14 protein-coding genes are annotated in these 9267 nt (G+C 69.3%); 2 read left to right on the top strand and 12 right to left on the bottom strand.

Annotated features, from left to right (window positions below):
- Nucleotides 1-2: 2 nt before the first annotated feature.
- From H1A17_RS32220 to H1A17_RS32170, 11 genes are all read right to left on the bottom strand, one after another.
- Complete coding sequence (locus H1A17_RS32220; RefSeq protein WP_228544652.1) at nucleotides 3-1862, bottom strand: replication initiator; 1860 nt, start codon at nucleotides 1860-1862, stop codon at nucleotides 3-5.
- On the bottom strand, nucleotides 1862-2128 hold the full coding sequence (locus H1A17_RS32215) for a hypothetical protein (protein WP_194823650.1): 267 nt from the start codon (nucleotides 2126-2128) through the stop codon (nucleotides 1862-1864). Before H1A17_RS32215 ends, H1A17_RS32220 begins: the two co-directional genes overlap by 1 nt.
- Nucleotides 2125-2883 carry a hypothetical protein gene (locus H1A17_RS32210; RefSeq protein ID WP_194823649.1) on the bottom strand — a complete coding sequence of 253 codons (759 nt, stop codon included), beginning with the start codon at nucleotides 2881-2883 and terminating at the stop codon, nucleotides 2125-2127. Before H1A17_RS32210 ends, H1A17_RS32215 begins: the two co-directional genes overlap by 4 nt.
- Before the next feature lie 70 nt (nucleotides 2884-2953).
- Nucleotides 2954-3298 (bottom strand): RRQRL motif-containing zinc-binding protein, encoded by a 345-nt coding sequence (locus H1A17_RS32205; protein WP_194823648.1) that lies wholly within the window; start codon nucleotides 3296-3298, stop codon nucleotides 2954-2956.
- Nucleotides 3295-3594, bottom strand: coding sequence for a hypothetical protein (locus H1A17_RS32200; protein WP_194823647.1), 300 nt, complete (start codon nucleotides 3592-3594; stop codon nucleotides 3295-3297). Before H1A17_RS32200 ends, H1A17_RS32205 begins: the two co-directional genes overlap by 4 nt.
- A complete protein-coding gene (locus tag H1A17_RS32195; RefSeq protein ID WP_194823646.1) occupies nucleotides 3591-4031 on the bottom strand; it encodes a DUF6197 family protein in 441 nt (146 codons plus the stop codon). Before H1A17_RS32195 ends, H1A17_RS32200 begins: the two co-directional genes overlap by 4 nt.
- Nucleotides 4032-4117: 86 nt before the next feature.
- Nucleotides 4118-4327, bottom strand: a complete 210-nt coding sequence (locus H1A17_RS32190; RefSeq protein ID WP_194823645.1) for a hypothetical protein — start codon at nucleotides 4325-4327, stop codon at nucleotides 4118-4120.
- Nucleotides 4324-5190, bottom strand: a complete 867-nt coding sequence (locus H1A17_RS32185) for an FtsK/SpoIIIE domain-containing protein (RefSeq protein WP_194823644.1) — start codon at nucleotides 5188-5190, stop codon at nucleotides 4324-4326. Before H1A17_RS32185 ends, H1A17_RS32190 begins: the two co-directional genes overlap by 4 nt.
- 88 nt (nucleotides 5191-5278) lie before the next feature.
- Nucleotides 5279-6208: a hypothetical protein gene (locus H1A17_RS32180; RefSeq protein WP_194823643.1), complete on the bottom strand. Its 930-nt coding sequence runs from the start codon at nucleotides 6206-6208 to the stop codon at nucleotides 5279-5281.
- A gap of 90 nt (nucleotides 6209-6298) precedes the next feature.
- Nucleotides 6299-6478 carry a hypothetical protein gene (locus H1A17_RS32175; RefSeq protein ID WP_194823642.1) on the bottom strand — a complete coding sequence of 60 codons (180 nt, stop codon included), beginning with the start codon at nucleotides 6476-6478 and terminating at the stop codon, nucleotides 6299-6301.
- 220 nt (nucleotides 6479-6698) lie between these two features.
- Nucleotides 6699-7019: a hypothetical protein gene (locus tag H1A17_RS32170; RefSeq protein ID WP_088643449.1), complete on the bottom strand. Its 321-nt coding sequence runs from the start codon at nucleotides 7017-7019 to the stop codon at nucleotides 6699-6701.
- 179 nt (nucleotides 7020-7198) lie between these two features.
- Between H1A17_RS32170 and H1A17_RS32165 the strand changes: the two genes are divergently transcribed.
- A complete protein-coding gene (locus H1A17_RS32165; RefSeq protein ID WP_194823641.1) occupies nucleotides 7199-7957 on the top strand; it encodes an XRE family transcriptional regulator in 759 nt (252 codons plus the stop codon).
- 4 nt (nucleotides 7958-7961) lie between these two features.
- Nucleotides 7962-8432: an NUDIX domain-containing protein gene (locus H1A17_RS32160; RefSeq protein ID WP_194823640.1), complete on the top strand. Its 471-nt coding sequence runs from the start codon at nucleotides 7962-7964 to the stop codon at nucleotides 8430-8432.
- Here H1A17_RS32160 and H1A17_RS32155 read toward each other — a convergent pair.
- Nucleotides 8420-8986 (bottom strand): HD domain-containing protein, encoded by a 567-nt coding sequence (locus H1A17_RS32155; protein ID WP_194823639.1) that lies wholly within the window; start codon nucleotides 8984-8986, stop codon nucleotides 8420-8422. The genes H1A17_RS32160 and H1A17_RS32155 overlap by 13 nt on opposite strands.
- Nucleotides 8987-9267: the final 281 nt, after the last annotated feature.

Below are 9267 nucleotides of genomic sequence, written 5' to 3'. Positions count from 1 at the left end.
CCTCACGCTTCGCCCGCCCCCGCGCGGACAATCCACCACCATCGGGATACCTCATCCCATCGATCTACCCCAACCCCACACCGCCACACAGACCACATCGGACGAACCTGACCATTCAAGATCTGTAGCTCCTCTCGGGCGATCTGTTGTCGCTCCCGGGCCATGGCGGCGGCGGTGTTGGCGAGGAGGGCGTCACCGGTGGTGTGCCAGCCGACGCCGGCGAAGGTGAGGCTGCCGACGATCAGGGTGGTGTCGTCGTGCTCGTCGACGAGCTGGCCGCCGGTCGGGTGCGCGTGGTCCTGGCCCTCGTGCTGCCGGTGTTGGCGGCGGGTGTCGCGCAGGAGTTGGAAGGTGACGGAGTACCGCCGGGCCTTGGTGAGGAAGTGGCCGCCGAAACCGAGCATGTGCGCCCAGCGACGCAGCCGGGCGTAGGGGTTGGGGTTGGCCGGTCGCGTCGATTCGGTGTCAAGGGCGGCTTGACGGTGGGCGACGCAGACAGGGCAGGCGGCGTACCGGGTGTGGGTGCCGCAGTCGGGGCACTCCCAGCGGTCGACGAAGCCGGGCCGGGGCCGGTGGTCGCGGGGCCGCTGGGACAGTGGGACGGGGGTGCCGGTGGGTCGGCCGATGCGCCAGCAGGCGTCGATGAGGCGGGCGGTGTGGTCGCCGTCGGGGTCGGCGTGGTCGCCGATGGTGTCGGCGGTGAGCCTGACGGAGCGGTGCCCGGTTACCTCGGTGCTCTTGGTGGCGTACTTGGCAAGGTAGCCGGCGACCATGCTGTCGGTGACCTCGCCGTGCCCGTTCAGGGTGATGGGTCGGATGTCGAGCTGCTCGCCCCAGGTGATCGGCCAGCCGTCGGGCCGGTCGGGGTGGGCGGGGCTGGTGAACGCGACCTGCGCGGCGGCGTGCCGGAGCGCGTCGACGAGGTCGGCGGTGGTGAAGGCGGCCGGTGGCGGGACGACGGCGGCGGGGTCGTCGGGGTCGACGCCGTCGAGGCGGACGAGGGCGTGGAAGTGGACCGCGCCGCGTGCCTGGAACTCGGCGGCCTTGCCGTGGGACAGCCGGACGGGCGGGACGGTGCGGGTGTTGCCGGCGGCGGTGACGATGTGGACGCCGGGGATGCCGCGGTGGCGGGCGAGTTTGGCGAGGTGTCGTTCCGCGGCTTGCTTGGTGCGGTGCCACAGTTCGCCGGAGAACAGGTTCCAGACGGCCTGGTGGTCGTGGTCGTAGCAGTCCAGGCACAGCGGTTGACCGAGTGCGGCGTCACCCGGTTCGTGTCTGGCCCAGCATGCGGCGGGGCGGCCGTGGGGGCAGCGGCCGGCGGCCGGGTCGGTGGCACGGCGGGCGTGGCAGGGGTCGGGACGGCAGTCGCAGCGCTTGCGGTTCCGGCAGGTGTGCTTGCGTACCGCCCGGACGTGGACCGGTCCGAATGACGGGGCGGTGAAGGTGGGGAACACCGCCGGATGTTGGGCGACGGTGTCGGGTACACCCTTGCCGCCGACGAGGCCGGCGCGCAGGAGTTGGTAGGCGTCGCGTTGGTAGGTGTGGGCGCAGGAGGGGCAGACGGTGGCGCGTCGGTTGCCGCAGGCGGTGTAGATGACCGCGTCGGGCATCGCGTCGGTGTGCCGCCGGTCGAGGACCCGACCGGTGGCCGAGTCGACGGTGAGGAGGCTTCCGGCGAGGCGGATGGGGCGGGTGCAGCCGGCGGCGGCGCGGACGTGCTCGATCCACCCGAAGTAGTCCGGTCGGGTGGCGCGTTCGAAGGCGGAGCCGGCGGCGGTGTAGTCGTAGACGGGTGGGACGTCGGCGTTCGAGCCCACCCCCCGGGCCGAAGCGCGGGGGGTGAGGTCCAGCGTCGAGCCCATCAAGCCGCAGTCCCGTTGGGGGTGCGGGTGGTGATGGTGCGTTCGGTGACGATGACCCGGCAGGCGCCGCATTGGCGTTTGGTCGGTTCGTGCCGGTGGCAGGGGATGAGGGTGGTCTGTTCGCCGCAGCGGACGGTGACCGGTGCCCGGCAGGGTCCGCCGGGGATGACGTCGACGACGGTGCGCCGGATGTCGTACGGGTGCCCGTCGGGGTAGACGGGGCAGGTGTGGGTGACGTGTTCGATGTCGACCATGACGATGGTCATCGGGCACCACCGGTCAGAGTGGTGAGAAGCTGCCCGGCGACGGCCGGAGTGACGTCGAGCCGGTCGGCCAGCTCGCCCGGCGTGATGGGTGCTCCGGTGTTCTGCTCGTGCTGGACGGCGGCGAAGCGGGCCATGGGCAGCAGGTGGGTAGGGACGTCGACCGGCTCCGGTGCCGGCGTGGTGGCGGGCTCCGGCGCGACAGGCGCAGCGGTGACGGGTTCCGGCTCGGTGGGCCGGGCGACCGTGATGGGTGCCGGGTCGGTGGTGATGGCGACCGGCGGTGCCGGTTCGGTGGTGACCTGCTCGGTCACCTGGACGTGGATGGGTTCGGCCGGCTCGGCGGCCGGCGGGGTGGGGTTGTCGCCCTTGACGGGGGCGAGGACGAGTTTCACCAGGGCCATGAAGGCCAGGGCGGGTACGGCGGACAGGAGCCACCCGGACAGGCCCGGTTTGGCGACCGCGAGTTGTGCGGCGAGGGAAAGGCCAGCGGCGGCGATGAGCAGGAACAGCGGATAGCCGATGGAAGCGCCGAGCCGGCGGCGTCGGCGGATGGTCAGTAGGCAGGCGATGGGGACGAGTTCGGAGATGACGGCGTTGGCCCAGCCGAACCACTGCCCGGTGCCGGTGGGGGAGTTGGCGAGGGTCCAGTCCTTGACGTGGGTGAACGAGGCGGCCCCGGCGAAGCCGGCGACGGTGATGAGGATGAGGACCAGGACGACGCCCTCGATGCGGGGGCCGGCGGGTTGACGGTTCATCGGACACCGCCCATGTAGGCCATGGCGATGCCGATGAGCAGGATGACGGCGAAAGTGATCAGGACGCCCATTAGTGGCCTCCGTGGCAGTCGAGGCAGCAGCCGTAGCGGCGTGGGATGTAGTAGGGCTGCACCAGGCCGCACGTCTGACAGGTGCGGCGGGCGCGGAGCGCTTTGGCGATGGCCTCCCGCTGGGCGGGCGTGGCGGTCCGCTTCGGCTTGGCGAGATCGAGACGGTAGAGGTAGGCGACCCGCTTACCGCGACGCCAGAGGACCTGGCAGACGGGCTCCTGTCCGGCGGGCCGGAGGCCGGCGGCGCGCAGTTGCCGCCGGGTAGCAAGGCCGTCGGGGGCCATCCGGTACGGATAGGTGGGCATGCCGTAGCGGCTGCCCGTCGGGTCGTAGAAGACGGTCATGAGCGGTCTGCCCAGCGCTGTTGGGCGGCCTGGCGGGAGATGCCGAGGCGGGAGCCGATCTCGGCCCAGGAGTAGCCGAAGGCCCGCAGGCCGATGACGGCGTCACCGATGGCCCGGTCGAGGTCGGCGGACAGGGCGACGAGGTCGCGGAGCGCTTCGACATCGCCGGTGGCGACGCGTCGGCCGTGTGCGCGGATGATGCGCCGGGTGAAGGCGGCGAACTGGTCGTTCTCGACGACCTCCCGACGCTTCTGAGCCGGCACGGATGGCGTCAAGGACGCCTTGACGGTGCTCACCGGTTCCCACCCCCGGCGGTGTGGAGGCGGTCCCACTCGTCGGCGGCGGCCTCAAGGGCGGTGACGACCTGCTCGGCGGTGCGGGCCGGGTCGTCGTTCCAGGAGTAGGGGGAGGTGTGTTCGTCGAGGAGGTAGCCGTCCTCGTCGACGAAGAACACGGGCGCGGTGGCGTCGAGGTGATCGACCAGCACGTCGAGAGCGGTCACGTAGTCGGCGATGGTGTCGCCATCGAGCTGGGCGAACTGCTCGACCGGGCGACCGGCGCAGGCGATGCGAATAGCCCCGGCGGCGCAGGCCGGCGGGGTGGGGATGTTGGTGGTGGGGGCGTAGTAGGTGCCCTGGTGCCAGCCGTGCCGGCGCAGGTAGAGGGCAGCCATCCGGAGCAGGTCAGCAGGGGTGACCGTTCCGGTGGTGGGTGGGTTCTGGGTAGCCTTCACGGCAGCCACGTCCTTTCAGAAGGGCTTGGTGGGAGGTCGGCGGAACCGGTCTGCTTTCCAGGGCTTGAGCCGGTTCCGTCGGCCGTTCAGTTGGTGCGGAGCCGCAGGTAGCGGCGGAATCGGGTGGGGTCGTCGGGCAGCGGCACGGGCGCGGAGGCGAAGGCGAGAATCCCGTGATCGGCGGCCAGCTTCAGGAGCGTGGCGAGTTCGGCGGGCGTGCCGACGACGAAGCGGTTGACGTATCGGGTGGTCGGTCGCGGGGTGCGACGGGCGTGGATCCGCTGTAGCAGGCTCATGCGGCGGTCTCCCAGTCGACTCGGTTTCCGGTGGATGCGGATAAGCGGGCGGGGCGACGGGTCCAGGTGGCGTAGTCGGCGATGCCGGCGATCTGGGCGTCATCGAGGTAGGCCACCTTGATGCGGCGGGGCGTGCCGCCTTCGGCGATGAGGTAGGCCGCGCCCTGGTTGGTGGGGGCGATGTCGGTGGCGGTGTAGCCCTGCTCGGCCCAGCCGTGACCGAGGACGATGTTCGAGCTGTTGGGGGTGGTGCAGCGGAACGCGGCGCGGTAGCCGAACAGGTCCCGCAGGCTGGTGGGGATGATGTCGAAGGACGGCCGCTGAGTCGCGGCGATGACGGGGATGCCGGCGGCACGTCCCCGGGCGACCAGGTCGCGGAGCAGGGCGACGAACTCCTCCTGCTCCTGCTTGCTGCCGATGGTGGCGGAGTAGAAGGCGATCTCGTCGACCAGCACCGTGATGACGGAGAGCCCGTCGAGGGCGGTGACCTTGCGACGCCCGTGGGCGCGCAGCCAGGCGTAACGGTTGTTCATCACCGTTTGCAGGCGTCGCAGGACGTCGAGGGCGGCGGTGATGTCGGGGCCGATGAACGCGTCGGCGCAGTCCTCCCACTGACCCAGTTCGACGAGCTTGCCGTCCAGCAGGACAAGGCGGGAGTCGACGGAGAGCGCGGCGTGAGCGGCGATGGTGTTGAGGAGGCCGGACTTGCCTCCGCCGGGTTCACCCCCGGCGAGAAGGTTGCGGTAGGCCAGGGTGATGTAGACGTGCTGGCCGAACTCGTCGATGCCGATGAAGATCGGGTCGAACATCGACAGGCCAGGCCCCACCGGAATGCCGGCGGTCGGGGCGGATGCCGTAGCCATGGGTGCCCTCCTTGGGCGTTGGTGGGCGCGGGAAGCCACACGAAGGAGCCCGTAGGGCTCCCCGCGTCCGGGTTGGGTTGGGTGCGGATCAGAGCCAGTCGGAGATGTCGTCGGCGTCCGACGACGGCGCGGGGGCCGGCTTGCTGCCGTTGGCCGACGTGACGGCCTGCTTCTTGGGCTGGACGGGCAGGGTGATGGGCGACGCCTGGACGTCGGGCAGGTCCAGGGCGGTGGGGATGACCGGCGTCGGCCGGTCGCTGGCCGGGGCGTCCGGGTCGATGACGTCGGCCAGGGGAGACGTGACGGTCGCGGTCAGCACCTCACGGCGCTTGATGTCGAACCGCAGGTACGCGGCGTTGCCGTCCGAGGCCCGTTCGACCAGGACGGATGAGGCGTGGCAGGTCACCGCGATCTTGTCGAGGCGGCCTTCCAGGTCCGCCAGGGACAGACCGGGCCGCAGGTAGACCCAGACCCGCTCACCGACCGGGGTCGGCGTGGCCCAGAGGATCAGCGGGAGGGAGCCCGACTGGTTGGCGATGATGAACTGCGCGAAGCACACCCGCAGCCGGTGGCGCACGATCAGGCACCACACCCAGGCGACGACTTGGCGGCGGAGAGCAGGAACAGCGGCCGGGACGCCGAGAACGACGGCAACGACGGCCAGGGTGACCAGGGTCGGAGTGTGGGTAGCGAGCTGCACCCAGCCGGTGAGCAGCAGCACGGCCAGGACGATTTCCGGGGTCCACCACCACAGCAGCCGCAGTACCGGCCAGATGCGGACCAGCAGCCAGGCCAGCGCGCCACACGGGACGCTGACGGCCGCGCCGATGAACAGCGCGATGATCGGGTGTACGTAGGCAGCGGCCACCACGGCAGCGAGTACGCCGATGATGACCGCAGTGAGGATGAACGCCATACGGGCGTTCCGGGCCGACGACCGGTGAACCTTGGCCTCGATGACCGTCACGGTTCCGATTGACTTCCGCCCGAACGAGCGGCGAGGGCTAGACTTGGACATGACACGTCCTCCCAAGCGATTGGGCTGGATGGGTTGGAGAGCACGGGGTCGGCAGGTGTAGGAGCCAGTACCGGCCCCGCGCTCGAAATTTCAGAAGCCGCGCAGCGACTTGGTGACGACTCGGCGGCCCGGCAGATCCCGCTGGATCTGCTCCTTGGCCCAGAAGACATCGGTACGGCACACCATGAAGCTGTAGGTGGTGCCTTCCGCCTTGACTTCCTGTTCCGCGTTGAAGGCGCAGGCGGGGTGCTGGCACATCATCTGCATCATGATCGATTCCCCTTTCCCGAGGAATACGGGCAGGCGGGGTCGGCGGCATAAGACCAGTACCGACCCCGCGCCACGATTTGTTGACGGCAACAGAGGGTTGCCAGGGCCGGGAGAGTAGGAGCCAGAAACGCTCCCGGACCAGATGGGATCAGGTCAGCGGACCGAAGGCCGCTTCGTGCGAAGACACCAGAGGCTCACACAGCACGGTGAGCGAAGAACCTCACTTGGCCGCCGAGGCACCAGCCTTCGGCTTCAGCGAGATGGCACGGAACGCGACGCCGTTACGCCCGTTGGTCGCCCACGGAATGGCCTCCAACTGCTCGACAGCGACGAGCTGTCCCACCGTCACGCCCGGCTTCTCTCCCGCCGTGGTGATGGTGATGATCTCGCCACCGGTCTCGTCGAGCACGAAGACCTGGGTGGACCACATGAGCCGGCCAGTGTTCTTCTCCGACCGCTGGTTGCCGTTCTGGTCGTTCTTCGGCTCCGGGTCCCTCGTCACCTGAACCTGCTTGCTCTGGGTGTCCACGTACAGCTTCACAACAAACCTCCTGTGTCTCGGGCCAGGTAGTGAGCTTGTCCCCGGTGGACTTTCTGCTCTTGGCCTATGCGGTAAAGACTCCCGGAAAGCGGGGGACAACCCATCCGATGGGCTGGACGACTATGGGACGTCTCAGCTACCTTGTAGTCGTCCTAAAGTCGTCCCTTGAGGAGTGTCCGATGCCGAACGACCGGCTACGCGATGCCATCCTGCGCAACGGCCTGACTCCCGTCGCCGTAGCGGAGCGGATCGGGGTCGACGCGAAGACCGTAGAACGGTGGATCACCCAGAATCGGACGCCGTACCCGCGTCATCGGCACGCCATCGCGGCGATGGTGCGCGAAGACGTCCCGTACCTCTGGCCGGAAGCGGTGACACCGGAACGGGCATCGAAAATCGGGCAGAGCGAAATGGTCCAGCTCTACTCCCGGCGATCCTCGGTGCCGAACGACCTGTGGCGACGACTGATCGAACGGGCCGAGCAGCGCATCGACGTACTGGCCTATGCCGGCCTATTCCTCGTGGAGCAGGACCCGATGCTTGTCGACGTCCTGCGTCAAAAGGGCCTTGACGGCGTAACGGTGAACATCCTGCTCGGTGATCCGACCAGCGCCGCGATCGAGCGAAGGAGCGTGGAGGAGGGTGCACCGGGCGTGATGGCCGCGAAGATCCGCCAGGTCCAGGGGTACTACAAGCGGCTTGAGGATGCGCCCGGGGTGAACGTGCTCTACCACGACACGACCCTCTACAACTCGATCTACCGCTTCGATGACGAGATGTTGGTCAACATGCACGTCCTCGGTTTCCCGGCGCCCCACGCGCCCGTCATGCACCTGCGCAAGCTCAACGGCGGCGACCTGTTCCGCACCTACTCCGACAGCTTTGACCGGATCTTGGGCGTCTCGAAGCGCCGGCCCGGCGACGAGGTGGCAGCCTAGAGACATGGCGAGAACCGAGCACTACCACGACCCGAACGCGCCGAAGGCCAACAGCATCGTCGTCGCCGTTTCCGTCTTCGTCCGGGACGAGCAGGCCCGGGTGCTGCTCATTCGGCGTACCGACAACGGCCTGTGGTCCCTGCCCGGTGGTGGCCAGGAGATCGGCGAAACGGTCGCCGAGACGGCAGCGCGGGAGACCCGCGAGGAGACCGGCATCAGTGTCGAGGTGGTCGGCATGGTCGGCGTCTACTCCGACCCCGGTCATGTCATCGAGTACTCAGACGGCGAGGTACGGCAACAGTTCTCGCTCTGCTTCCGCGCCGTACCGGTCAGCGGTACCCCGACCCCGAGCGACGAGTCACACGAAGTCCGGTGGGTTGCCCGCGACGAGCTGGCCGCACTCGATATCCACCCGTCGACCCTGCTCCGCATCACCCACGGCTACGAGAAACGCCCCGAGCCCTACATCGGCTGAGCGACGCTGCCCGCAAGCCGACGCTGAGTCCTTTGCACGGCGGCGACCATCTCCGGTTCCGCCCGACCGATGAACCGGGTCACCAGGTGCTCCGGCCCGTACCGCGACCGGATCTCCGCCAGCCGCTCCAACACCTCGAAGTCCTGGCCGTCCGGCCCGGTCGTCATGTCCGAGAAGCAGAGCCCGTCGGTCACTGCGGTTTCCTCCCGAGGGAACTCGGCGGCCAGGACCTCGCCGAGCCCACGCTCCTCGGCTTCCAGCCACGCGCAGGAGTGATGAGCCACCAGGGCGGCAATCCGTTCGTTGAACCGCTCACGGCGCAACCATCGCCCACCGTCGAGGGAGTGAAAACCGGTGTCGACCAGGTCCGGGCTGTAGCCCACATCATGCAGCCACGCCGACGCCACGAGCACCGCACGATCTTCGGCCGGGACCGCCGCGCTGATCCGGTCTGCCTTGGCGGCCACCGCCTGGACGTGACTCCACCGACGAGGTAACGGCGTCTCCAACAGGTGTCGCGCAACTTCCCGAGCGGTATCGACGAGGTCGGCCATCCCGCCAGGGTACGGAGCGACCCGGTTCCCGCACCATCCCGTGTCCAGTCACCGACGACCGAGGCGGCCGGCTGCCGGCGATGTGGTTCAAACTTTCTGTACGTCTTCAAGGCGGCCCTGAACGGGCCGCACGCGCCGCCGCCTGGGCGCGTGTCCGTCGCTCCGCTGGCGCTCCGACTCCGGCCACGCAACACGCCCGGCGGGCTGGCGCGGAGGGCGGGTAGCCCGGTGGGCCGCCGGATGACGACAGGCCGTCTCCCGGTGGGGTGGCGGGGCCGGCA

The organism is Micromonospora sp. S-DT3-3-22 (assembly GCF_015354745.1).
Taxonomy (GTDB): domain Bacteria; phylum Actinomycetota; class Actinomycetes; order Mycobacteriales; family Micromonosporaceae; genus Micromonospora; species Micromonospora wenchangensis.
The sequence above is the reverse complement of the archived record's forward strand: the minus strand, read 5'-3'. Positions and strand labels throughout refer to the sequence as shown.